This window comes from Thiomicrospira sp. ALE5, assembly GCF_900112445.1.
Classification (GTDB): Bacteria; Pseudomonadota; Gammaproteobacteria; order Thiomicrospirales; family Thiomicrospiraceae; genus Thiomicrospira.
Genome location: NZ_FOYY01000004.1, coordinates 384,856 through 408,840 on the forward strand (window position 1 = coordinate 384,856; position 23,985 = coordinate 408,840).

Sequence of the window (23,985 nt, forward strand, 5' to 3'; positions counted from 1 at the left end):
CATGAAGATTGTTATTCTAGGCGGTACCGGATTTGTGGGGCGTCACCTATCACGTCATCTTACCGAGCAGGGCCATCAGATCAGTGCGCAAGGGCGCTCAGCATTTAAGGACTTAGATCACCTCACCCAACTCATTGATGACCAAGATGTGGTGATTCAATTAGCGGGCGCCAATATTGGCGAACGCTGGAATGAAGCCTATAAGCGCGAACTTTATGACAGCCGGATTGCTACCAGCGAGCTGCTACAAAAAGCCCTCGCTAAAGCCACCACCCCACCCCAACGCATTTTAGCGGCCTCCGCGATTGGTATTTATCCGCAACGCCCTTGTGGTCAACCCCTTGACGAACAGTGTACCGATGTCGATCCAGGTTTTTTAGGTCACTTAGGACAAACCTGGGAAGCCGCTAATGCCCAACTGACGCCTGCGCCACTGATTATGCGTTTTGGCGTAGTACTCGGATTGGATGGTGGCGCGTTAGCGAAAATGTTACCGGCGTTTCGTTTGGGCGGAGGCGGTCCAGTGGCCGGGGGGCAACAATGTTTTAGCTGGATTCATATTGATGACTTGGTCGCAGCGATCAGTTGGGCGCTAACCCAACCGACGCTGAGTGGTGCGATTAATTTCTGCGCACCCGAGCCGCTGACCCAAGCGGCATTTGGTCGCACCCTTGCTCATGCGTTAGGCCGTCCATTTTGGCTACCCATGCCAGAGTTTGCGCTAAAAATTCTGTTTGGGGAAGGCGCTCAAGTACTGACTCATAGCAGTTGTGTAGTGCCAACCCGCTTAACTGAATTAGGTTTTAAATTCACCTACCCTGATGCTACCTCGGCCTTAAAACACTTGGTGAGCCGTGCCTGAATTACCTGAAGTTGAAACGACACTGCGTGGCATTGCCCCGCACTTAGATGGGCAAACCGTGGCGGGTTTGACCGTACATCAAGGACGGCTACGCTGGCCAGTGCCAAGTGATCTTGCCACTAAGATTACCCAACAAACCATCACCCGCCTAAGTCGTCGCGCCAAATACCTCTTGCTTGAGTTTCCGACCGGTACGCTAATTATTCATCTCGGCATGTCTGGCTCGTTACGCATTTTAGATGCCAATACACCGCGCAAAAAGCACGACCATATTGATTTGTTGACCACCCAAGGTCAGACCCTACGTTATCATGACCCACGCCGCTTTGGTGCTTGGCTCTGGACCGATGACACCGCCGCGTCCCATCCATTGCTCGCCCACCTAGGACCCGAACCCTTAGATGCTGAGTTCAATGCGCACTGGCTGTTGCAACAGGCTAAACATCGCAAGATTCCACTAAAAACGCTGATTATGGATAATAAGGTTGTCGTGGGTGTGGGCAATATTTATGCTAATGAATCGCTGTTTTTAGCAGGCCTCCATCCCGCGATGCCCGCTAAAGACTTGTCGCAACAACAAGCTGAGAACTGGGTAACGATTGTTAAGCAGGTATTGGCTAAGGCTATTGACCAAGGCGGCACCACCCTGCGCGACTTCTATCATGCTGATGGTCAAGCGGGCTATTTTAAACAACATCTTTATGTCTATGGCCGTGCCGGTGAAGCCTGCCAGGTGTGTGGCACACGACTCGAAAAAATGATTATTCAACAACGCGCCAGTGTATTCTGCCCAAGATGCCAGGCCTTACCCAGCTCGTCGTAAAAGGAAAGCCAAATGCCCGCTTACTCACTCAACAACACCTCATTCAAATCCCTTGGCTTAATGACAGCCGCAATCACTGGCCTAATTACCACCCTGATACTGCTTGGAGGATGTAGCGACAGCACCAAAGGACCAAGCTGGCCGTTATTAACCGACTGCGATTTACATCAGCAGGCCTGCTTGGCGACCAGCCCTGATCAAACCCAGCAGGTCGAGTTGGCGCTGTCGCCGCAACCAATCCCGATTGCGCGCCCTATTGAAGCGAGCGTGCAACTTAGCGGATTTGAGGATGTCACTAAGGTAGAACTAGATATCGCTGGCATTAATATGTACATGGGCTATAACCGCGTCAATCTACATGCGCAGCCAGACACTATGTTTGCCGGTCAAACCATGTTAGCTTTTTGTACCAACGAAGTGATGCAGTGGCAGGTCACCGTACTGATTCACCATAGCGATGGCCAAGTCAGTCAAGTGCCTTACCTGCTAGAAACTCGCAATCGCTAACGCCGCCCTGAATGACCAAAGCCACCCTGGCCGCGTTCACTGGCATCACTAAATTCAGATACCTGTTGAAATTGCGGTTGCAGTACCGGCACAATTACCATTTGTGCAATCCGCTCACCCACCGCAATTTCATAAGGCTGATCGCCGCGATTCCAACAAGATACTTTTAGTTCACCTTGATAATCCGAGTCAATTAACCCGACCAAATTCCCTAACACCAAACCGTGCTTATGCCCCAAGCCAGAGCGCGGTAAAATCATCGCCGCTAGGCCGGGATGGGCTAAATGTACCGCTAAGCCTGTCGGGATTAGCAGGGTTTGCCCTGGCACAATGGTAAGGGGCTCGGCAATCGCGGCACGTAAATCAAGGCCTGCAGAACCTTCGGTTGCATAGGCTGGAAATGGGATTGTGTCACCGATGCGGGGGTCTAGGATTTTATATTCAAGGGTTAGGCTATCTTGCGCGTTTAACATTAAGGGGTTCCTTTTGATTCTTGGGTTGATGATGAAGTAGTGTTGTCGGACTCGTGAGTAGGCAGTGCCTCATTTGATAGCATTATCCCAATCCAACGGGTCTCTTCATTTTGTTCAAGGGCAATTTTGACAATCATCGTCAACGGGATAGATAAAAACATCCCAACCGGGCCAAATAGCCAGCCCCAGAGGATTAAAGATAAAAACACCACCAGCGGCGATAGCCCTAGGCCTTTGCCCATGTAACGCGGCTCAATTAAACTGCCCATCACCACGTTAATAACAAGGAAACCCAGTGCGACTAAGGCGGCTTCACCAAAACCTAGTTGTACCATCGCTAAGAGTACCGCAGGCACCGCTGCAATCAGAGAGCCAATGTTGGGAATAAAGTTCATTAGCATGGCAATTAACCCCCAGAGTATCGGAAAGTCAACGCCTAAAAACATCAGCCATAATGTCACTAACAGACCTGTGATGAAGCTAATAATCGTTTTAATAAATAAATATTTATTAACGCGATCCATAAAACCACTGGTTAACTCGATTGTGAAGTTAGCATTTTTACTGGCCGCTTTTAATTTAGCGGGCAACTTCGCTTCTTCCATCATTAGAAAAATAACAATAAATATCACCAAAAACGTGCTGGTCAGTACAGAGCCGACTGCAGATAGCGCCGTACCAATTGAGCCCATTACCGTTGCTGGATTAATGTGCTGCATAATCATGTCGCGAGTTAACGGGATATTAAACTGTTCAGCTAGCGGTACCAAGCCAGTGAGCATGGTTTGCAAGCGCATTTGATAATGAGGTAGCTGAAGCATAAAGGCATTGATCGATTGACTCACAATCGACGCTAACCCGCCCCCGACTATAATCAATACCGACAGTACAATCAGCACCGCCGCATACCCTGGAATGCCGCGTTTGGTAAGCATTCTTAAAAATGGGCTACTGATAATCGCAATAAACAACGCCAACATAATCGGAATAGTAATGGACTCTGCCGCTTTGAGGCCGGCCAAAATAATAATAATCGCGGCAAGGCCAACCAGCCAACTCAACCCTTTTGCATCTGTCATAGTCTTATATCTCAAATATCAGTGATTGCGCTCAGTTTAGCACTTTGAAGTAGCAAACGTCATCAAAGCGTCATGTTGCCCAAAGCGATTTCAGTTAAAATAAAAAAATAAATCCTATAACAACGTTTTGCCACGAGGAATCCAATGACAACATCGCCTCAACCAACACCGACACCTAGTGTACAACCCATTTATATAAACCGTGAATGCAGCCTGCTGGAGTTTAATCGCCGCGTACTTGCGCAAGCTAAAAATGCGCAAGTGCCATTATTGGAGCGCTTAAAGTTTTTATGTATTTCCAGCTCAAACATGGATGAGTTTTTTGAGGTACGTTTAGCCAGTTTAATTGAACTGGCCAAAGAACCTGCAGCACGCACTCACCCTGATAACCTTGTGCCCAAAGACGCTGTAGCTCAATTGAGTAAGGCTGCGCATGACATTGTCAAAGACCAATACCATACGCTAAACCATATCTTGATCCCTGCGCTGGAAAAAGAAGGCATTCGTTTTGTAAGGCGCAATCACTGGAACGACAAACAAAAAGAATGGATTCGCAATTACTTTTTAGACTCATTAAAACCGGTACTCAGCCCGATGGGCCTAGACCCGTCGCATCCTTTCCCTAAAATTCTCAACAAAAGCTTGAATTTTATTGTGTCCTTAGAGGGCAAGGATGCGTTTGGGCGCTCGAATGGTTTAGCAATTGTGCAGGTACCACGGTCATTACCGCGCTTGGTCAAGCTACCGCCGGAAGCGACTGACGGTGATAATGACCTAGTATTTTTATCATCTATCTTACACTCTAACGTGGCTAACTTATTTCCGGGCATGACCGTGACCGGTTGTTATCAGTTTAGAGTCACCCGCAACACCAACTTGTTTATTGATGAAGAAGAAGTCGATGACATTATGAGTGCGTTACAGGGTGAGTTATATGGTCGTCAATATGGCGATGCCATTCGTTTAGAAGTGGCCGACAATTGCCCGCCAGCGATGATGGATTATTTGCTTGACCGTTTCAAACTGGACGAGACGGCTTTATATCAGGTGCATGGCCCAGTCAACTTGCATCGCTTAGATGCGGTGCCTAATCTAGTCAATCGCCCAGATTTGATCTTTCCACCACACGTGCCCAAACCTTTTAAACCTAAGCCCACGAATAAAAACCCCTTCCGGTTGTTCTCGCGTAAAAAGGATGGTGAAAATTTATTTCAACATATCGCACGCCAGGATATTTTGCTGCATCACCCCTATGATGCCTTTACCCCGGTAATTGACTTTTTAAACCAAGCATCAAAAGACCCCAATGTATTAGCAATACGGATGACTCTGTACCGAACTGGCGAAAAATCGGCCATTATTGATGCCTTGGTGCGTGCCGCTAAAAATGGCAAAGAGGTGACAGCGGTTATCGAGCTACGCGCTCGTTTCGATGAGGACAATAACATTCAGCAAGCCACTAGGTTACAGGACGCCGGTGTACATGTGGTATATGGTGTGGTGGGCTACAAAACCCATGCTAAGATGATTTTAGTGGTGCGCCGTGAAGAGTCCAAGTTACGCCACTATGTGCACCTTGGCACAGGCAACTACCATCACATTACCACGCGTTTTTATACCGATTTTGGGCTGTTTACCTGCCATAAGGATATTGGTCATGATGTGACCAAAATCTTCCAGCAACTCACCAGTTTAGGCAATACCAAAGATCTTAAAGTATTATTACAGTCACCCTTCACCCTGCACTCTGGCATGATTGAACGCATTCAGCGTGAGGCTGAAAACGCGCGTAATGGTAAACCCGCGCGCGTGATTGCCAAAATGAACGGTTTACAGGAAAAGCAAATTATTGATGCGCTTTATGAGGCCTCACAAGCGGGTGTAAAAGTCGATTTGATTATACGTGGCATTTGTTCGTTAGTCCCGGGTGTGCCCGGCTTGTCTGAAAACATTCAAGTGCGCTCGATTATTGGCCGCTTTTTGGAACACCATCGGGTTTATTATTTTGAAAATCACGGCGGCGAGCCGGAACTATATTGCTCCAGTGCCGACTGGATGAGCAGAAATCTGTTATCTCGTGTTGAAACCTGCTTTCCAATTCTTGATCCCCAATGTTTTCAGCAGGTCTTTACCGAAGGGTTGGCTTTGTACTTAGAGGACAATACCTCAGCGTGGATATTACAACCTAATGGTCACTATCAGCTAATCAGTCCCGATCCAGCAAACACCGAGGAGTTGATTAACTCACAACAGCTTCTCATCAACCAATACCAAGGCGACAACCCAACTAGCTAAGGCCAACCACACATATCGGTAAACAAATTACATGGTTTACCGATAAAAAATCGATTACACTTATCGCAAACTTGCTTTCAAACTATGAAAAAAACTATGAACGACAATCCAGAGTCTGATTTGTACGCCGCCATTGACTTGGGTTCAAACAGTTTTCACATGATTCTTGCTCGCGAACGCGACCACCAGCTTCAGGTAATCGACAAGCATAAAGAAATGGTGCGATTGCGTTCAGGTCTCGACTCACAAGGTTGGCTATCAGAGGAAGCTATTGAAAGTGCACTGAAATGTTTAACGCGTTTTGGTCAACTCATCAAACACTTGCCCGCTCAAAACATTCGTGCCGTTGGCACAAACACCTTGCGCAACGCCCAAAACTCGCGCCATTTTTTACAAGCCGCGGGTGATGCCCTTGGTCACCATATAGAGATTATTTCGGGTCAAGAAGAAGCTCGATTAATCTTTCTCGGTGTGGTTCATGGTCTACCTAAAAGCAATGAGCAACGGCTAGTCATGGATATTGGCGGTGGCAGCACAGAATATATTATTGGTCAGGGGTTTACTAACCAACACCTAACCAGTACCGAAATGGGCTGTGTTAGTCTCACGCAAGCTTTTTTTGCTGAAGACATTATTACCCCAGAGCGCATGACTCGAGCCATTACCAGTGCGCGCCAAATTTTACGCCCACACCGTAAAAGCTTAACCAAACAAGGTTGGGATGGCGCTTATGGTGCCTCGGGGACAATCAAGTCGATCAGTCAAATCTTGGTTGAAAACCAATGGAGCAGTGATGGCAGCATTCAACTGAGTGGCTTACAACAACTTCGTGGGGAATTGATTAAAGCAGGAAGCGCCATGGATGCGTCTATCCCTGGCTTAAAAGACGACCGACGCCCCGTTATTGCCGGAGGTTTAGCCATTTTAATTGCAACCTTTGAAGAACTCAGTATAGCCACGATGCTTGTTAGCTCAAATGCCCTGCGTGAAGGCTTAGTATTTGACACCTTGGGACGTTTACATAACGAAGACAGCCGCGAGCAGAGTGTGCAGGCGATGCAAAACTGGATGCGGGTCGATACCGCGCAGGCAAAACAAGTTGCTCAGACAGCTCGCCGTTTGTATCATCAAGCACACAATACTTGGCAGCTGCACGATACCGAATACAACTATCCTAAGTTGTTGGAGTGGTCTGCGCAGTTACATGAATGCGGGATGGCCATCAGCTACAAACGCTACCGTCACCATTCCGCCTATCTGCTCGAAAATACGGATCTCGCCGGCTTTACCAACCAAGAAAAGCAAATGCTTGCCGCTATGATGCTCAACCACCGAGGTAAGTTTATTAACGAGGCGTTTGATACGCTTTTTGAACCACATAATAACAAACTCGTATTTCTAACCGTATTGCTGCGCTTGGCTGTACGCATTCACCGTGGCCGTGATTTAGATTTGCCTGAGATATTACTACACATTGACACCAGCGCGTTAGAACACCGGCTTAGCCTAGTCTTTGAAGAAGGTTGGTTAGAACGACATCCGCTTACTGCAATGGATTTAAACATAGAGGCAAAACGTCTCGAGGCTGCTGGCTTTTACTTAAGTATTGAATGAAGCTCAATAGACATCAAGTTGAATCCGCCCTAGTTTGCGCGCATCCAACCAAGCTTGGTCTACGTCTGAAAACAAGCCATGAGTTGACCAGGCCTGCTTAATCGCCGCTTCAACACCTTTTGCTACCCCTTGCTTACTACCACAGACATAAATATGACCCTCCGCTTGCCAGTCGGCTAACCAGGCCTGCTGCTTAAGTAAGGCATCCTGCACATAATAAGGTGTTGGATAACCAACCGGTTGCGGGTCACGCGAAAAAGCCGTCACCAAATTCAGCAGGCCTGCCTGCTGCCATGCACTCAATTGTTTTTGTGCTAAAAAGCGCTGCTCGGCATGTGTTTCTCCAAAATAGAGATGATTTTGACTGGCACCCTGTGCCGCTCGCGCTTGCATAAAACCCAGAAACGGTGCTAATCCCGTACCTGCCGCAATCATCGTCACGGGTGTTTGCGGATTAGCAGGTAATTTAAACTGTGGATTGGCTTTTATGGCTATACTGAACGTCTCGCCTAATTGACTTGTCGCCAAACTGGTTGAGGTTACACCATAACGTGTGCGACCGTGTTGCTGAATCTCAAGCTGCTTAAATAGAATTTGCAGCCGATTAGGCGCCATTGAATTGGGCGCGCTCGCGATTGAATAGTATCGGGGTAATAACGGGGTAAGCAGTGGTAGTAACTGCTCACCTAATTGTGCTATTTTTGGGTATTCAATCAATAAATCTAATAGATCACGACTGTCTGCATAAGCGCGCATTAGATGACGATCAGGCCATAAATTAAAGCCAAACTGGCGCCCGAGCTTACCCAATAAAGCAGGATCTAAGAATGTAATCTCTAAATGGTAAACTAATGCGTCAAGGGCACACACATCGCCCACCCGACGCAAACTTACCATCGAATCGGGCGCTAGATTGAGTTGTGCTAGAATCGCGTTTGCCCATTCAATACGATTGGTACCCAGCACGGTGACCCAATCACCCGGCTGATAATCGAGCAGCTCATCGGTCTCTAAGGTTACCAACCATGCTGGCTGTGATACCGAAGCATGAGTAAGCGGAGTTTTTTCAATTAACCTTGCTTGCATCCTATAATCAATGACCTATGCGCCAAGCCAACCGGCAAAAGTCATCATCCAAGGCGCTGCGATCAAAATGGTTACTGCAGATCCAAGGCCCGCAACTAACCCTAATACCAGCTGGGGTAAAATACTCATTTGGCGTATTTCAACTTGTTCAAGTTGGCGCTCTACCCCATTTAATACTGCAATTTGGCGCTTAAGTAGGCTGTTTAGCGTTTGTATTTGTTTAAATAATAACGCTTGTTCTTCTTCAAGCTGCGCTTTAGAGCGACGGCTAAACTGTTCGATATGACGCGTTTGCATCCCCATATCGCGCATTTGCTCTGAAAGCTGCCCAATCGCCTTGTCCATTTGCTGAACTAAGTTTTGCAGGGCCGTTTTATCTTGGTTAAGCCATTCGTAGTCTGGATTAAGCATATCCGACAAGTCGATGTCTTCTAAATAACTGGCCCCATTGGCTTTTTGTTTGCCGCGATTTTTTTTAATTGCCTGTTCGAGCAATACACTTTTTGAACCCAAAGGTTCGACCTTGCGTAAGTCGATTGCCATTTGTTGCCTCGCTGCAGGTTAAATAGTTATGTTAGATTCTGCTAGTTTAGCAAGTCCTAGGCCAGCTTAACAGAGCTAGGTACAATCTATGATGAAAAAGGCTTGCCAGATGCAACGTCGCCCTCTATGATTTGAAGCATTATTTTTACTATATTAACAAAGGTTGTCACCATGAACAAAGCGGACTTTATTAATTTTATTGCCGACGTCGGTGTATTGAAATGGGGCGAATTTACCCTAAAATCAGGCCGAATTAGCCCCTACTTTTTTAATGCCGGTTTGTTTAATACCGGTGCGCACCTAGATCAACTCTCGCAGGCCTATGCCGCTGCCATTGCTGCATCAGGCGTAGAATTTGATGTGTTGTTTGGTCCAGCTTACAAAGGGATTCCCCTTGCCGCCACCACCAGTGTTGCTTTAGCGCGTGACCATGGCATCAACAAGCCCTATGCCTTTAACCGTAAGGAAATTAAAGATCATGGGGAAGGCGGCCAAATTGTTGGCCACGCGCTGACTGGGCGAATTTTAATCATTGACGATGTGATTACTGCAGGTACCGCGATCAGGGAGTCGATTGACTTAATTCATCAACATGGTGCGACCCCTGCTGGCGTGGTGGTGGCGTTAGATCGTATGGAACGCGGCCAAGGTGAGTTATCGGCGATTCAAGAAGTAGAACAGCAATATGGTTTACCCGTGATGAGTATTTTGAACTTGAATGACTTAATTACCTATTTGGGCGGTGGCGCTAAACAAACGGGCGATGCTGGCACCTTAACCGCTATGCAAACTTACCGCGACCAGTTTGGTGTTAAATAATAACCCATTAAGCACTTAATGACCAAGCTTGATACATCAGTGCAATCCCCACCAGGATCGTAATCACTTCAAATGCATGTTTAACAAGCTTGTTACCTTTGACTATTGACAAATGTGCGCCTAGGTAACCGCCAATCAGCGACCCTAAAATCAAGGCAGGCAACCAACTCCACATAATGTCACCTAAAATACCGAGGGTTAGCGCGCCCATACCATTCCAAAAAATGCCTACCAACACCAAGGTATAGGCGACTGCCGTTTTATAATCAAGACCAAACCAACGCACTAACCAAAGGGTAACAAAGAGTCCCGTACCCGATGTGAGTGATCCATTGAGCACGCCAATCATTAAAATCACAATACCACCGATTAGTAGGCCTGCTACTTGGCGGTTTTGTGGTTGTGAAGTTTGCCCTAGTTCAGGCTTTAGCCAGGAGTAAATGCCTAAACTTAGGGTTAGCAGCCCCAATGCCAAGGTTGCCCAGCGCTCATCGACCTGTAAAATAAAACTTGCGCCCAGCACGACACCGGGTAAACCACAGGCTAGGATAAATGCCGCAAATCGCCAGTCGAGTGTTGAACTACGCCAATGGCGTGCGGTTGCGCCTAAACCCAAAAACACACTCGCGACCTTATGCGTTGCCAAGGCCACGCCAAACGGCAAACCCAGAAACAACAAGGCCGGCAGCTGCAGCAGGCCTGCTCCGCCGCCGGCTAGCGCAGATAATAAGTTCGCTACCAGCGAAATAAAAAATAATAAAACTTGTTCTAACACAAACGCTTCCAAATAAAAAAGCGAAACCTCAAATGAAGAGACTTCGCTTTTAGTTGATGTTGCAGACTCAAAGCTAGAAATAAAGGGCGTAACCCTCTAGTCTGCCGACGCCTCTTTTTGCGCAGCAAAAAGCCGAAGGAGGCCGCGCTAGAGGGTGAGAGCCCTGACCGTTAGAGCGGTTTAACGTGCGGTAATTAGAGTGCCAACACCTTCATCGGTAAAGACTTCAAGCATCACCGCATGATCTACACGGCCATCTACAATATGAGAGGCCTTTACACCACCTTGTACCGCATCAAGAGCACATTGAATTTTGGGCAGCATGCCGCCATAAATGGTGCCATCTGCAATCAGCTCATCGACCATCTTAGCATTTAAGCCGGTCAGCAGCTCACCCTGCTTATTAAGCAGGCCTGGTGTATTGGTGAGTAACATCAGTTTTTCAGCTTGCAGGGCTTCGGCAACCTTACCCGCTACCAAGTCGGCATTAATATTATAAGAGTGACCCTCTTCATCAACGCCCACAGGTGCAATAACTGGAATAAAGTCGCCTTGAATTAACATGTCAATAACACCGGTGTTAATCCGAGACACTTCGCCAACGTGTCCAATATCAATAATTTCAGGCTCATTCATCTCCGGCGTGTGCTTGGTCACCTTAAGTTTTTTGGCCATAATTAGGTTACCATCTTTACCCGTTAAGCCGACTGAATTCCCGCCGTGTTGGTGAATTAGGTTGACAATTTCTTTATTAACCAAGCCACCTAAAACCATTTCGACTATATCCATGGTTTCGGTATCGGTGACCCGCATACCCTGCACAAACTCTGACTCTTTACCGACCCGTTTTAACAGGTCACCAATTTGCGGGCCGCCGCCATGTACCACTACTGGATTCATGCCCACCAATTTCATTAACACGATATCACGCGCAAAACTAGCCATTAGGTGATCTTCAGTCATCGCATTGCCACCATATTTAACGACAATCGTTTTTCCTGCAAAACGCTGGATGTAAGGCAACGCCTCCGCTAATACCGAGGCAATATTTTGAGCTTGGTCTTTATTTAGGTTCATGGTTTTTTGTACTCTCATGGTAGCAGGCCTGGTTAATCGCGAAAATTGTTAAACTGAAGCGGACGCTCTAAGTCCTCTTGCCCTTTTAATAAGGCAATCGCTTGTTGCAGGTCATCACGTTTTTTACCCGTTACACGTACCGAGTCACCCTGGATTTGTGCCTGCACTTTCAGTTTGGCGTCTTTAATCATTTTAATAATTTTTTTGGCAATGGGTGTATCAAGCCCTTGGTGTACAAGTACACTTTGCTTAGCCGTTTTCAATTGAACGCCTGGGTCTTTGAGTTCAATCGCGCGAAGGTCAATGCCACGTTTACTTAATTTTGATGTGAGCACACTATACATTTGATCCAACTGAAACTCTGACTCAGTATGCATTTTAATTTCGAGATCATTCAGAGCGAAGTGAGTGTCTGTACCTTTAAAGTCAAAACGTGTCGTGACTTCTTTATTAGCTTGGTCAACAGCGTTGGTTAATTCGTGTTTATCCACTTCAGATACAATATCAAAAGAAGGCATCGTTATTCCTTAATTAGCAATAAATCATGGTTGTATTTTATCATAATCCTTAGTTCCTTCCGCGTTTGAAGCTGAGTCAAGTACTTCAGATAGCCCTATTAAGCTTTTCTATTAGTGTTATCCCCCTAAGCAAGCGTAATATTAATAAAAAATAATATCTTCACCTACGATTGGAGCCTAGTATGTTGCAAGCCTATCTAAATGCGCTACAAAATTTGTGGTTTCGAGATCCTCGTGAACAATCGTTATATATTAATGACCTAGCTGTACGAATTCGTGCAGGGATTTTATTAGCGATTCCTCTCTATATGGGCTTAACCCTGTATGATGCCATTTATTTTCCCACCTGGATTGTAGATGGCAATACCTCGGTAGATACCTACGAGCTTGATTGGGAAGGACGGATTATTTATCAAGTTGAGGCGGTACGTCGCACTTATGATTGGACTATTCCAACCTGGGTATTATGGTATGCCTTATTTGAAATGGTTGCGGGAATGTCAAAATATCTATCGCGTCTTTCACCGACCATTTTAATCGCCAGCTTATTAGCGGCCAATAAACCTGCCGTTTGGAAGCCACTTGTCCCTAAACGCTTTGCTTGGACATTAGGTAGTAGCTTTATTATTGTCTGCTTAATCTTTTTTAATCCTGAGGTATTTGCACGCTGGGTCAATAGCTTAACCGGCCAAACCCTGCTACCAACACACTACAACTATATGCCTTTCTGGATTCCCACCACGCTCGTTTGGATTTGTATTGCGTTTATGTGGATGGAGGCCATCCTAGGCTTTTGCGTCGGCTGTAAGATTCATTCGTTGCTGGTCAAAATGCGCGTCCTTAAAGAGGAATGCGAAACCTGTAATAATATTGATTGGGATGAAATTGCACGTCGTCATCAAGCAAAACAGGCTGCACTTGCCAAGGAGTCTTCTGGAATAACCGCTACCCCGTCTGACAAAAATGCACCGGATAAGACGACTAATTAAACCTCTGCTGCAGTGCCTGGTTAACACAATCAGGCACAAAGTCGGTTACATCGCCGTGCAAACGCGCGATCTCTCGCACTAAACTGGATGATATAAAGCTATATTGCTCAGCAGGGGTCATAAACATGGTTTCCACCTGACTGGCCAACTTACGATTCATTGATGCCAGTTGAAACTCATATTCAAAATCCGAAACTGCTCTTAAACCACGCAAAATAACCCGCCCTTGCACCTGTTGTACAAACTCGACCAAAAGGCAATTAAAACCACGCACTTCAACATTATCAATGCCCAAGCAGGCCTGCTGTGCCAGAGCAATACGCTCGTCTAAACTAAACAAGGGTTGTTTGTTTTGATTTTCGGCCACCGCAATAATCAGCTTGTCGTAAAAAGGGCTGGCACGCTTAATTAAATCAGTGTGTCCGCAGGTAATCGGATCAAAGGTTCCGGGGTAAACAGCCGTTACGCTCATATCGAATGGTCTTCCTTGTGTGTCTAATCCGTGACTTTAGTATCTTGTCGCCACAAACTATAGCTAACTTGTGAAGTGGTTTTTTCTCGATGGCAATACCAATGTGACGGCATGCTTGGCCAAGTTTGCCCTTTTTCTTGCTCTAAGTAAAGCCATGTCTGCGCGTGCATCCAACCAAAGGAATGTAGGCGTTCCAGTGTTTGCGCTAGCAAGCCCTGCATAAATGGCGGGTCAACAAAAATGATATCGAAAGCTTGGTCTTTGATGGTAGGTTGCTGCAACCATTGCAGCGTATCGGTGCAAATGACCCGGGAATTTGCCGTTGCCAGGCCTGCTTGCTGCCATTGGACGAGGTTGGCTTGTAAACAGGCGGCAACGCTCGGACTTTGTTCTAAAAAAGTGCCCGACGCCGCCCCGCGTGACATCGCCTCAAAACCCAAAGCACCCGAGCCGGCAAAGGCATCTAAACACTGTTTACCAGCAATATCAAATTGCAACCAGTTAAACAGCGTTTCTCGAACCCGATCACTGGTTGGCCGCAACCCAGGCTGCTCGAGCACGTTGAGTTTACGTCCGCGCGCATCCCCGCCAATAATTCGAACTTGTCCAGTCGCTTCACCAGTTGTTCGTTTATGGCGTTTCATCTAGCACCGGTTGGCCTACCATCAGAGTGAACAATTTATCTGGATGAATATGTCGACGCCAAGCGGCCAAGACATCTTCTTTTTCTAGTTCGGCAATAGCAGCAGGAAAGGCCTCCAAGTAGTCAAGAGGCAAGTCATAAAAGCCAATCATCGAAATATATCCTAAAATTTTACTATTTGTATCAAAACGCATGGGCCAACCACCCAATAGGTTTTGTTTGATGTCGGCAAACTTTTGATCATCAAAGTCCTCTAAAAAGCCGAGCAGGGTTTCTTTAACCACCTGATCGGCTTCTTGCGCTTGGTTATTCGCGGTAGACAAGCCAATCATCCAAGGCCCGGCTTCGCGCAGCGGCGCAAAAAAACTAAACACACTGTATACCAAACCGCGTTTTTCGCGCACTTCTTCGACGAGTAAGGATGCAAAGCCACTGCCACCAAGCAGGTGATTGCCTAAAAATAAAGCGTAGTGGTCTGGGTGTCCACGCTCAACCCCTAACTGACCCGCAAAATACTGCGTTTGATTCGCGGTAAACTCCACCACTTCTAAACCAGGTGTCACCGGTTCGGGTTTAGCAAGGGCAGGCGCTTTAACCCCCGTTCCCAAACGCTCACTCAACTTTTGCGCAATGGCTTCTGCTTGCGCGCGTGTTAAATCACCGACTATGGCAATTTGCGCATTTTGCGCGACATAAAACTGGCGATAAAAAGCCTCTAAATCCAACGGTGTGAGCTGTTCAATGACCTCTTGCTGACCTGCCACATCATGCGCATAGGGATGGTTTTGATACAGACGTTCCCAAAAGACTTTACGCGCATATTGTCCAGCCACTTCATCGGCTTGCTGCATGGCTTGCAATAAACGCACTCGATCGCGCTGCATAATATCAGCTGGAAATTCTGCATCAGTAATGACTTCAGCAAACAAATCAAGCGCAGCGGTTAGCAGCGGCTCGCGTGTCAATGCACGCAATGAAAAACTAGTCATGTCACGATTCACATTTGAATCAAATACCGCGCCTAAATCGTTAAAGCCATCTGCGATCGCTTGCTCATTACGCTGACTGGTCGCCAGCCCAATCATATTGCCCGTAAAGTTGGCTAGACCCGGTTGCGCACCATCGCGGGCACTGCCGGCATCAAATACCAGCTCGATATCCATCATGGGCAATTCCGGGGTGGCGACAAACATGACTTTGACGTCTTGCTGGGTTTGCCAAGTTTGAATATCCAATTGGGCGAAAACCGGCCAACTCATGCTGAGAATTAACCCAGCTGCCGCGGATTTAACTAGAATGGCTAAGCGATTAAGTGTTAAGTTTTTCATTAGTGTGATCTCCCCCCAAAGTCAGGTCTGGCCGCTGGACGGCGATTCGTTTGACCACTAGGTTCTAAAATCGCGACGGTAGATTGATCCAGTTGCAAGTATCTATTCGCAACCTGCTGAATCTGTTCCGGTGTGACTTGGCGCAAGTTATCCACATAATCATCAAACGTACTGGATGGCAATCCAACGCTGACCAGCATACCTAGCATATTGGCTTGAGATTGAATGGAATCTTGGCTAAACACATGCGCCGCTTCGGCTTGCGCCAGCACACGATTTAGTTCTGCCTGGGTGACCGGCTCATTTTGCAAACGAGTAATCTGCGCTAACAAAGCCTCTTCCAGCTGAGCCACACTCACGCCAGGATTAGGCTGTGCACTGAGCGCAAACTGTGATCCTAACCGCCCCAAAAATCGATAAAAACTACCCGCAGAACTGGCCAACTGCTGATCACGGACTAAGGCTTGCGTTAATCGTGAACTGTCGTTGCCACCTAAAATACTGCTTAGTACCGCTAAGGCATACACATCAGCAGGATCTTCGGCGCTAACTAAGCTTGGCGCATGAAAACCAATTAACAAACTGGGTACAGGAACGGCATCTTTTAGAATAATCCGGCGTTGCCCTTGTTGTGGTATTTCGACCGCGGAACGGGGTGGCGCAATGTCACGCGCCGGAATCTGACCATAGGTTTGCTTGGCATAAGTTAACACTTCGTCAGGCGTGATATCCCCGACCACCACCAATGTGGCATTACTAGGTGAATACCAACGGTCGTACCAGGCCTGCAAATCCTCAAGCGTGTAGTTTTTAATATCATCCATCCAGCCGATAATAGGATTACGTTCTGGGCTACTCAAAAACGCAGTGGCTTTGAATTGCTCAAATAAACGTGCACTGGGGCGATCATCAACCGCCCAAAGTCGTTCCTGGATGACGACATTACGCTCTGGTTGAAACTCGGCATCCGTGAGCTTTAGATTAGCCATACGATCCGCTTCCATTTCCATCACCCTTGCAAGGTGTTCTCGGCCAACAATTTGAAAATACGCCGTGTAGTTAGCTGAGGTGAAGGCATTGTCTCGCCCTCCAAGGCGCGAGACTTCGCGCGAAAACTCGCCGGGCGCCATATTTTCGGTACCTTTGAACATCATGTGCTCAAGCATATGAGAAATACCGGTTAAATGGGTTGGCTCATAATTGGCACCCACTCGGTACCAGGCCTGGTGAACCACAATAGGTGAGCGATGGTCCGATTTAACAATGACTTGTAAGCCATTATCGAGTTGGGTCTCAAATAGGGTCGGTGACTCGGTTGCAAGCGCAGGGTTGGTCAGTATTAATAAAAGACTAAGCCCCCATGTTTTCCAATTAGGCATACTGCTCTCCTTCCAAGCGTGCTGTATTTAATATAGTCAACCCATCTAGGCTGGGCATTTGCAGTGCAAAAAACGTTAAGTTATTTATAATAGGACGATATGACTTTTACAAGGGGCGCAGACGAGTGCGTCGCATTTTTCCTAAATTACTGAGACCTGTATGTTTAATTTTCTTAAAAAGAAACCCATTGTAACTGAGCCTAAGCCAGAAGAGGTTACAAATCCCTCATTAGATTCATCAAATGAGGCTGTTGATCAAGACACCGCAATATTACCTGTTGCCACTGATAATGCTGAACAAACGCCCACTAAAAAAGGGCTATTCTCTCGCCTAAAAACCCAGTTGACCAAGTCACGCGAAGCGTTTACTTCCGGCCTGTCTCGATTGTTTTTAGGTAAAAAACAGATTGATGATGAGCTATTAGAGGAATTAGAAACCCTGTTGCTCCAAGCGGATGTTGGCTTTGAAGCCACTTCACAAATCATTGATGCGCTCACCGATCAAGTATCTCGTCAGATTTTAAAAGACCCAAACGCTTTACTAGAATCTTTAGCTGATCAACTTGAAGCCCTTTTAACGCCAGTAGAGCAGCCCTTGGTCATCGATGCGGATGCCAAACCCCATGTGGTTTTAATGGTCGGCATTAATGGTGCGGGCAAAACCACTACGATTGGTAAACTGGCCAAATATTTGCAAAATCAGCAGCATAAAGTGATGTTGGCCGCTGGCGATACCTTTAGGGCTGCCGCAGTAGAGCAGCTGCAAACCTGGGGAGAGCGCAATCAAATTCCAGTGATGGCGCAAAAAACCGGTGCCGACTCAGCGGCGGTAATTTATGATGCGATTCATTCTGCCAAAGCGAAAAAAATGGATGTGTTACTGGCCGATACGGCGGGGCGCTTGCATACCCAGAACAACCTAATGGACGAACTGAAAAAGGTCAAACGGGTCATACAAAAGTGCGATGCAGAGGCGCCGCACGATGTATTACTGGTACTAGATGCATCTATTGGTCAAAACGCCCTCAATCAAGCAAAAGAGTTTCATCAAGCCGTTGGTGTAACAGGCCTGGTTATCACTAAACTCGATGGTACCGCCAAAGGCGGCGTCATTTTTAACTTAGCTCAAACAATGGGGATACCGGTTAAATTTATCGGCGTGGGCGAAACCTTGGCTGACCTTCAAGTCTTTAATGCCAAGTCCTTTGTAGATGCTTTTTTAGATCGTCAAACCTAGATTAATCGCGTGATTAACTCGGTTGCGATATCATCTTGGTCGCCCGCCCAGCAACGTGCCTATCAGCAGGGCTATAATCTTGCATTGCATAGTCAAAGTGAGGCAGGCTTGGCCAATAAACCCGCTCCGCCTTTATCAATTCGTCACGATCCTGACTTGCTTTACCCTTTTGAGCAAGGTTATCAAGCAGGTTTGCTTCAACCTCAACAGCGCCGTTATCGTGGCATCATGCCATGGACCAGAGTTCGCCAACTCCTATTTATAATATTGATAATCTTAGCAGGCCTGCTGGTTATGGTCATAATGGCGCCAAACGATAACCACTCTATTGAAACGAGCGCACAAGCTGCAAAACAAGATCCGCCCATTTTAGACACAGTTCATAGACAGCCTTCCGTTCCAGTAGAGTTGGAAGAGTTTGCTCTTTTAACCGCGCAAGAGCGAAAAGCCTTACTAGCCTTGCAAAATGAACTTGCCGCCTTTAAAACTGACGCCACAAAAGCTGGACTAGACCTCAAAGTTTCCTTTGAGTTACTCATTGATGAATATGGTTTATCTAATGGAGATGCTTGTCGAGCCGTGTTTATTTGGCCAAATAACGACTATGAAAATTTTGATTTAATATGGCATTTTAATGGTCAAAAACACTCTAAACAAAACTTCTGGCAAGAGGCATTTATTCCCCATACAATAGGGATTTGGGGGGTATTATTTATCGAAAACGATATACCTTTTGCTTACCTTTCTTTTTATTATGGAGGAAATACGCTTGAGCTACTTGAGTAAGCTTGGACTAGCAGGCCTGGTGCTGGGCACCTTGATACTAAATGGCTGTGCAACAAATCGTAATCCGCCTCCAGAAGTTCACGATAATGTATGTGAATTGATTAAAAACGATCGGCAATGGTATACAGCTGCAAAACGCTCACAAGATCGGTGGGGAACATCCATCGCTATACAAAAAGCCTTTGTTCACCAAGAGTCTAGGTTTGTTCACAATGCACGCCCACCTCGACGCAACCATCTGGGTATTATCCCTGGTAGTCGTGCTTCAAGTGCGTTTGGTTATGCACAGGCACTCGATGGAACCTGGGCAGAATATCAACAGGCAACGGGTAATTTACGTGCTAGAAGAACAAATGTTAATGATGCTTTAGACTTTATTGGTTGGTACAACAGTCTTTCACACTCTCGTAATGGTATCGCACTCAATGACCCTTATAATTTATATCTAGCTTATCATGAAGGACATGGGGGGTTTAGACGTAAAACCTATGAGCAAAAACCATGGCTTATGTCAGTGGCCAAACGGGTTGAACAACGCAGTATTATGTATCAGAATCAACTAAATCAGTGTCGCTTACCATCACAACGCTGCTTTTTTGGCCGCTGCTAAAGACGTTAACAGGGTATAAGGTTTATTTATATAAAATAAAAAAGGCGGTGATGAAACCGCCTTAAAAGTCAATTAATTTGTGTTAACCATTAACCTGCTTTGTATCGTTCCACAACCAACGAAGCGTTAGTACCTCCGAAACCAAAACTGTTACTCATAATTCGGTTTAGACCAGCATTATAAATCGTCTCAGTAACAATCGGCATCCCTGCACACTCTGCATCTAAGGTATCGATATTAATAGAAGGCGCAATAAAATCCTCCTCCATCATCAATAAGCTATAAATAAGCTCATGAACACCCGCAGCACCCAGAGAGTGCCCAGACATGGCTTTTGTAGAGCTTATCTTTGGAATGTTATTACCAAACACCTCTTTAACAGCCGCCATTTCTTTGGTATCACCTACAGGTGTACTGGTACCATGAGGATTAATATAATCAATTGGCCCCGCTACCGTACTAAGCGCTTGACGCATACAACGCACCGCACCTTCCCCAGATGGAGCAACCATGTCATAGCCGTCTGAATTCGCACCATAGCCAACAATTTCAGCGTAAATTTTAGCACCACGCGCTAATGCATGTTCTAGCTCTTCAACAACGACCATACCACCGCCACCTGCTATGACAAAGCCATCGCGGTTCGCATCATAGGTGCGAGAAGCCTTTTCAGGTGTATCATTGTATTTAGATGATAAGGCTCCCATCGCGTCAAATAACACAGACATTGTCCAATGAAGCTCTTCACCTCCACCCGCAAATACCACATCTTGTTTGCCAAGCTGGATTTGCTCGACAGCAGTACCAACACAATGTGCACTAGTGGAACACGCCGAACTAATCGAATAATTAATGCCTTTAATCTTAAATGGGGTGGCTAAACACGCAGAAACTGTGCTACCCATAGTGCGAGTTACCATATAAGGGCCAACACGTTTGACCCCTTTTTGTCGTGTCACTTCAACAGCTTGAGTAGAATTTGAGTTTGAACCACCACCAGAGCCTGCAATAATACCTGTACGCTCGTTTGAAACCATTTCAGGAGATAGGCCTGAATCTGCAATAGCTTGCTCCATGGCAATGTAGCTATAAGCTGCAGCATCACCCATAAAGCGTAATTGCTTACGTGGGATAAGTTCTGCGAAATCCAAATTCTTAACGGCACCATGAACTTGAGATCTCATCCCATTTTCTGTGTATTCAGGTGCAGCAACAATACCTGACTTACCTGTTTTTAAGGATTCAGCTACTTCAGCTTTAGAGTTTCCTAAACTCGAAACAATACCTAAACCCGTAATTACCACTCTTTTCATATTAAAAACTGTCCGTATTGGTGAACAAACCGACCTTTAAATCTGTAGCACTATAAATCTCGCGTCCATCTACATATAATTTGGCATCACCAATACCCATGTAAAGTTTACGCTTTATTACACGCTTCATCTCAATAACATATTCAACTTTTTTAGCTTTGGGTAGAATTTGCCCGTAGAACTTTACTTCACCAGACCCCAGCGCTCTACCTCGACCTGGCCCGCCTGTCCAACCGAGGAAAAAACCTATCAGTTGCCACATTGCATCTAAGCCTAAACAGCCTGGCATAACCGGATCTTCGTTGAAGTGGCATTCAAAGAACCATAAATCTGGCGTAATATCTAGTTCGGCCCTAATAATCCCTTTGCCATATGCTCCGCCTTCCTCTGAAATCTCTGTAATACGATCAAACATTAACATTGGCGGCTTGGGTAATTGAGCATTACCAGGACCAAATAACTCACCACGGCTACATTGAAGTAATTCTTCTTTGTTATAACTTGATTGCTGATTCATATTTTTTCCAACTAATATTTTGTTCATTATAGCAGTCTAATGCTGACAGGCAAAGCCTACAAACTAGAAAGTAAAAACAAAGAAATTGAATTTTAATGTTTATTAGTGGGAATAATAAATTGCGGGAGAAACTTGAGAATGGTGCCGACAGAGGGACTCGAACCCCCAACCTACTGATTACAAATCAGTTGCACTACCAGTTGTGCTATGTCGGCAATGCGCGCTATTATAAATCGGTTAAATTTAGTGTCAATAAGTTTTAATCAAAATTAACACAAATCTTAATTATATCTGTCTCTCGCTATATTGTCCTGTGCATAAAGAGCCAATCCTTTGAGGACTAGATGCTGGTCATAGCGCCAATTACGCTGAAGATGTTCACTGACATGCGAACCTTCTCCACCGGTAATCACTTTTTGCAAATCATCATACTTAGGTATTTGCTGCTCAAATTGCGTAATGGTGCCGATAGCAGCAGCTAGCAAACCAGCGTCTATACCCGCAGAAGTATTTTTAGCTATAGTAAGCGTATCTGGTAAAGTCGAATCAGTTACTAGGAGGTTGGTTTGCAGTGACAAACACTGCCTTGACTTGCTTATACCAGGAACAATCCATCCTCCTTGGTAAACACCATCACAATCAACATAATCAAGCGTCATGGCACTGCCTGCGTCAACTAGCAGCCCAGGACAACCATATTCCGTTACTAGAGCTATAAGCGCTAACCAACGATCAACCCCTAACTGTGAATAGGTATCGTAGCTATTCACAAGCTTATTATAGGTTAAGCCTGTTGTTGCTTGATAAATGGGTCGATCAACTATCGCTAGCCATGACAATAGCGATTCCATGATTGTTGACTTTGCAACTGAACACAACCAGATATCATCAATATTGACCTGTGCATTTACAAACTCACCGGTAGCAGATATTAAATCAGACCAGGCCTGGTTAGAGACCCTGCCAGAATCAAAAATTTGCAGACTAGCACTTTCACATAGTCCCCAATTCAAGTGGGTATTACCCAGATCTAGTAATAATCTAGCCTTATTCATAAAAATAGCTCTTAATCTATCTGACAAATCTAATCATGGCGACGAAGCTGAACTAAACCTGTACTAACCTTTATAAGCTCATCAGGCAAAGACGCATTATATATTAACGCCTGACCCGTCTGATCTAATCCACAATAAACACCTGCAACCACATCACCATTAGGGTAGATAACACGGATAGTTTCATTGAGTTTGAAGTAGTCGAGTCTCTGCCAATCATTAATGTTTAATAAACTATCGTTGATATGACTTTGATCTGAACTTTTCTTAATTGAGCCTACCAATGCATTGATGAGATTAGTTGCACATAGATTAGCTAACTCCATACTGTCTAGACAAGATAACAATGATCCAGCAGGATAATCCAATGAAACACTATCATCCGGTTTAGTTAAATTTAAGCCAAAGCCAATTATAATAGCTGACTGATCATGAACAGTTCTAACAATCTCAATTAGAACCCCACCAGCTTTACCACCATCAATAAAAATATCATTAGGCCATTTGACCTGGATTAATTGATCCGTAACTGTCCCTAAACTATTGGCAATACATAGCGCGATAGACTGGGATAAACCATTCGTTGCTATAAAACGATTAGGAACTGATAACATCAAAGACATCATAAGATCGTTTTGTTTTGAACACCAAGCACGCCCCTGTTGGCCATATCCACTATGTTGGTATGCAGCTGTACATAAAACCGGTCTAGTAGTAAAACCAGCCACTTTTTTTAAAAAATTGTTTGTAGAATCGATTTCACTAAAATTGAATCTATAGCAAGGATGGGGGCTTGTAGGAATTAATAACATGAATAAATAATAAAACCAGGCAGAAAAAAAGGCAAAAAAAAACCCCTCATATGAGGGGTTTGAGATGTGGAGCTTGGCGATGACCTACTCTCGCATGGGGAGACCCCACACTACCATCGGCGCTGGAACGTTTCACTTCTGAGTTCGAGAAGGGATCAGGTGGTTCCATTCCGCTATGGTCGCCAAGCAATTCGGTTTTGTAAACGCCTTCGGCCTTTACTAAAATTCTTTGCTTAGGAATTGATCTCTTCAATTCGATAACATGCCTTGATTATCTCAAGCTCACATGCCAGTTAAGTCACTTTTGAGTTGTATAGTTAAGCCTCACGAGTAATTAGTACAAGTTAGCTTCACACATTACTGCGCTTCCACA

25 protein-coding genes, 1 tRNA gene and 1 rRNA gene are annotated in these 23,985 nt (G+C 45.6%); 10 read left to right on the plus strand and 17 right to left on the minus strand.

Annotated features, from left to right (window positions below; translation table 11 throughout):
• The first annotated feature begins 1 nt into the window (after nucleotide 1).
• From BM293_RS08635 to BM293_RS08645, 3 genes are read left to right on the plus strand one after another with little or no spacing between them, the layout of a single operon-like run.
• Nucleotides 2-862: a TIGR01777 family oxidoreductase gene (locus tag BM293_RS08635; RefSeq protein ID WP_093448496.1), complete on the plus strand. Its 861-nt coding sequence runs from the start codon at nucleotides 2-4 to the stop codon at nucleotides 860-862.
• The gene (mutM, locus tag BM293_RS08640) at nucleotides 855-1,685 is read left to right on the plus strand and encodes a bifunctional DNA-formamidopyrimidine glycosylase/DNA-(apurinic or apyrimidinic site) lyase (protein WP_093448498.1); all 831 of its coding nucleotides are present in this window, start codon (nucleotides 855-857) and stop codon (nucleotides 1,683-1,685) included. Before BM293_RS08635 ends, mutM begins: the two co-directional genes overlap by 8 nt.
• Before the next feature lie 12 nt (nucleotides 1,686-1,697).
• A complete protein-coding gene (locus tag BM293_RS08645) occupies nucleotides 1,698-2,192 on the plus strand; it encodes a hypothetical protein (protein ID WP_093448500.1) in 495 nt (164 codons plus the stop codon).
• Here BM293_RS08645 and dut read toward each other — a convergent pair.
• A complete protein-coding gene (gene dut, locus BM293_RS08650) occupies nucleotides 2,189-2,665 on the minus strand; it encodes a dUTP diphosphatase (RefSeq protein ID WP_093448502.1) in 477 nt (158 codons plus the stop codon). The genes BM293_RS08645 and dut overlap by 4 nt on opposite strands.
• Nucleotides 2,665-3,744, minus strand: a complete 1,080-nt coding sequence (locus tag BM293_RS08655) for an AI-2E family transporter (RefSeq protein WP_093448504.1) — start codon at nucleotides 3,742-3,744, stop codon at nucleotides 2,665-2,667. Before BM293_RS08655 ends, dut begins: the two co-directional genes overlap by 1 nt.
• A 144-nt stretch (nucleotides 3,745-3,888) precedes the next feature.
• Between BM293_RS08655 and ppk1 the strand changes: the two genes are divergently transcribed.
• Both ppk1 and ppx read left to right on the plus strand, forming a co-directional pair.
• On the plus strand, nucleotides 3,889-6,039 hold the full coding sequence (gene ppk1 / locus BM293_RS08660) for a polyphosphate kinase 1 (RefSeq protein ID WP_093448506.1): 2,151 nt from the start codon (nucleotides 3,889-3,891) through the stop codon (nucleotides 6,037-6,039).
• 84 nt (nucleotides 6,040-6,123) lie between these two features.
• On the plus strand, nucleotides 6,124-7,653 hold the full coding sequence (gene ppx, locus BM293_RS08665; protein WP_234968956.1) for an exopolyphosphatase: 1,530 nt from the start codon (nucleotides 6,124-6,126) through the stop codon (nucleotides 7,651-7,653).
• Between the two features lie 3 nt (nucleotides 7,654-7,656).
• On the opposite strand, the gene BM293_RS08670 is transcribed toward ppx, so the two are convergent.
• Both BM293_RS08670 and BM293_RS08675 read right to left on the minus strand, forming a co-directional pair.
• On the minus strand, nucleotides 7,657-8,739 hold the full coding sequence (locus tag BM293_RS08670; RefSeq protein ID WP_093448508.1) for a flavodoxin domain-containing protein: 1,083 nt from the start codon (nucleotides 8,737-8,739) through the stop codon (nucleotides 7,657-7,659).
• 15 nt (nucleotides 8,740-8,754) lie between these two features.
• Nucleotides 8,755-9,282 carry a hypothetical protein gene (locus tag BM293_RS08675; RefSeq protein ID WP_093448510.1) on the minus strand — a complete coding sequence of 176 codons (528 nt, stop codon included), beginning with the start codon at nucleotides 9,280-9,282 and terminating at the stop codon, nucleotides 8,755-8,757.
• Between the two features lie 171 nt (nucleotides 9,283-9,453).
• On the opposite strand from BM293_RS08675, the gene pyrE reads away from it, so the two are divergent.
• Nucleotides 9,454-10,101, plus strand: a complete 648-nt coding sequence (gene pyrE / locus BM293_RS08680; protein ID WP_093448512.1) for an orotate phosphoribosyltransferase — start codon at nucleotides 9,454-9,456, stop codon at nucleotides 10,099-10,101.
• A gap of 7 nt (nucleotides 10,102-10,108) precedes the next feature.
• Here the strand turns inward: pyrE and BM293_RS08685 are convergent, their stop codons facing one another.
• The 3 genes from BM293_RS08685 to BM293_RS08695 all read right to left on the minus strand — a co-directional run bounded on the left by BM293_RS08685 (nucleotide 10,109) and on the right by BM293_RS08695 (nucleotide 12,471).
• Nucleotides 10,109-10,876, minus strand: a complete 768-nt coding sequence (locus BM293_RS08685) for a sulfite exporter TauE/SafE family protein (RefSeq protein WP_093448560.1) — start codon at nucleotides 10,874-10,876, stop codon at nucleotides 10,109-10,111.
• Nucleotides 10,877-11,056: 180 nt separating this feature from the next.
• Complete coding sequence (argB, locus tag BM293_RS08690) at nucleotides 11,057-11,971, minus strand: acetylglutamate kinase (RefSeq protein ID WP_093448514.1); 915 nt, start codon at nucleotides 11,969-11,971, stop codon at nucleotides 11,057-11,059.
• Nucleotides 11,972-11,985: 14 nt separating this feature from the next.
• A complete protein-coding gene (locus tag BM293_RS08695; protein ID WP_093448516.1) occupies nucleotides 11,986-12,471 on the minus strand; it encodes a YajQ family cyclic di-GMP-binding protein in 486 nt (161 codons plus the stop codon).
• A gap of 182 nt (nucleotides 12,472-12,653) precedes the next feature.
• Between BM293_RS08695 and BM293_RS08700 the strand changes: the two genes are divergently transcribed.
• Complete coding sequence (locus tag BM293_RS08700) at nucleotides 12,654-13,460, plus strand: DUF4395 domain-containing protein (RefSeq protein ID WP_093448518.1); 807 nt, start codon at nucleotides 12,654-12,656, stop codon at nucleotides 13,458-13,460.
• On the opposite strand, the gene coaD is transcribed toward BM293_RS08700, so the two are convergent.
• Genes coaD through BM293_RS08720 form a run of 4 tightly spaced genes read right to left on the minus strand, consistent with a single transcriptional unit; the run spans nucleotide 13,453 to nucleotide 17,282 of the window.
• On the minus strand, nucleotides 13,453-13,932 hold the full coding sequence (gene coaD / locus BM293_RS08705) for a pantetheine-phosphate adenylyltransferase (protein WP_093448520.1): 480 nt from the start codon (nucleotides 13,930-13,932) through the stop codon (nucleotides 13,453-13,455). The genes BM293_RS08700 and coaD overlap by 8 nt on opposite strands.
• 23 nt (nucleotides 13,933-13,955) lie before the next feature.
• Complete coding sequence (gene rsmD, locus BM293_RS08710; RefSeq protein ID WP_093448522.1) at nucleotides 13,956-14,576, minus strand: 16S rRNA (guanine(966)-N(2))-methyltransferase RsmD; 621 nt, start codon at nucleotides 14,574-14,576, stop codon at nucleotides 13,956-13,958.
• Nucleotides 14,563-15,903, minus strand: coding sequence for a M16 family metallopeptidase (locus tag BM293_RS08715; protein WP_093448524.1), 1,341 nt, complete (start codon nucleotides 15,901-15,903; stop codon nucleotides 14,563-14,565). Before BM293_RS08715 ends, rsmD begins: the two co-directional genes overlap by 14 nt.
• Complete coding sequence (locus BM293_RS08720; RefSeq protein WP_093448525.1) at nucleotides 15,903-17,282, minus strand: M16 family metallopeptidase; 1,380 nt, start codon at nucleotides 17,280-17,282, stop codon at nucleotides 15,903-15,905. Before BM293_RS08720 ends, BM293_RS08715 begins: the two co-directional genes overlap by 1 nt.
• A gap of 160 nt (nucleotides 17,283-17,442) precedes the next feature.
• On the opposite strand from BM293_RS08720, the gene ftsY reads away from it, so the two are divergent.
• From ftsY to BM293_RS08735, 3 genes are read left to right on the plus strand one after another with little or no spacing between them, the layout of a single operon-like run.
• Nucleotides 17,443-18,519, plus strand: a complete 1,077-nt coding sequence (gene ftsY, locus BM293_RS08725; protein ID WP_093448527.1) for a signal recognition particle-docking protein FtsY — start codon at nucleotides 17,443-17,445, stop codon at nucleotides 18,517-18,519.
• Between the two features lie 9 nt (nucleotides 18,520-18,528).
• Nucleotides 18,529-19,305, plus strand: a complete 777-nt coding sequence (locus BM293_RS08730) for a hypothetical protein (protein WP_093448529.1) — start codon at nucleotides 18,529-18,531, stop codon at nucleotides 19,303-19,305.
• Entirely contained in the window at nucleotides 19,298-19,915 is a 618-nt protein-coding gene (locus BM293_RS08735) for a transglycosylase SLT domain-containing protein (protein ID WP_234968957.1), read from the plus strand. Before BM293_RS08730 ends, BM293_RS08735 begins: the two co-directional genes overlap by 8 nt.
• A gap of 89 nt (nucleotides 19,916-20,004) precedes the next feature.
• On the opposite strand, the gene fabB is transcribed toward BM293_RS08735, so the two are convergent.
• The 6 genes from fabB to rrf form a co-directional block, all read right to left on the minus strand.
• Nucleotides 20,005-21,228: a beta-ketoacyl-ACP synthase I gene (gene fabB / locus BM293_RS08740; protein ID WP_093448531.1), complete on the minus strand. Its 1,224-nt coding sequence runs from the start codon at nucleotides 21,226-21,228 to the stop codon at nucleotides 20,005-20,007.
• Nucleotide 21,229: 1 nt separating this feature from the next.
• Nucleotides 21,230-21,745: a 3-hydroxyacyl-[acyl-carrier-protein] dehydratase FabA gene (gene fabA / locus BM293_RS08745; protein ID WP_093448532.1), complete on the minus strand. Its 516-nt coding sequence runs from the start codon at nucleotides 21,743-21,745 to the stop codon at nucleotides 21,230-21,232.
• A gap of 139 nt (nucleotides 21,746-21,884) precedes the next feature.
• Nucleotides 21,885-21,960: transfer RNA gene (locus tag BM293_RS08750), tRNA-Thr, on the minus strand.
• 66 nt (nucleotides 21,961-22,026) lie between these two features.
• On the minus strand, nucleotides 22,027-22,800 hold the full coding sequence (locus BM293_RS08755) for a type III pantothenate kinase (RefSeq protein ID WP_093448533.1): 774 nt from the start codon (nucleotides 22,798-22,800) through the stop codon (nucleotides 22,027-22,029).
• Nucleotides 22,801-22,829: 29 nt separating this feature from the next.
• The gene (locus BM293_RS08760) at nucleotides 22,830-23,612 is read right to left on the minus strand and encodes a biotin--[acetyl-CoA-carboxylase] ligase (protein ID WP_093448562.1); all 783 of its coding nucleotides are present in this window, start codon (nucleotides 23,610-23,612) and stop codon (nucleotides 22,830-22,832) included.
• 71 nt (nucleotides 23,613-23,683) lie between these two features.
• A 5S ribosomal RNA gene (gene rrf, locus BM293_RS08765) occupies nucleotides 23,684-23,799 on the minus strand.
• Nucleotides 23,800-23,985: the final 186 nt, after the last annotated feature.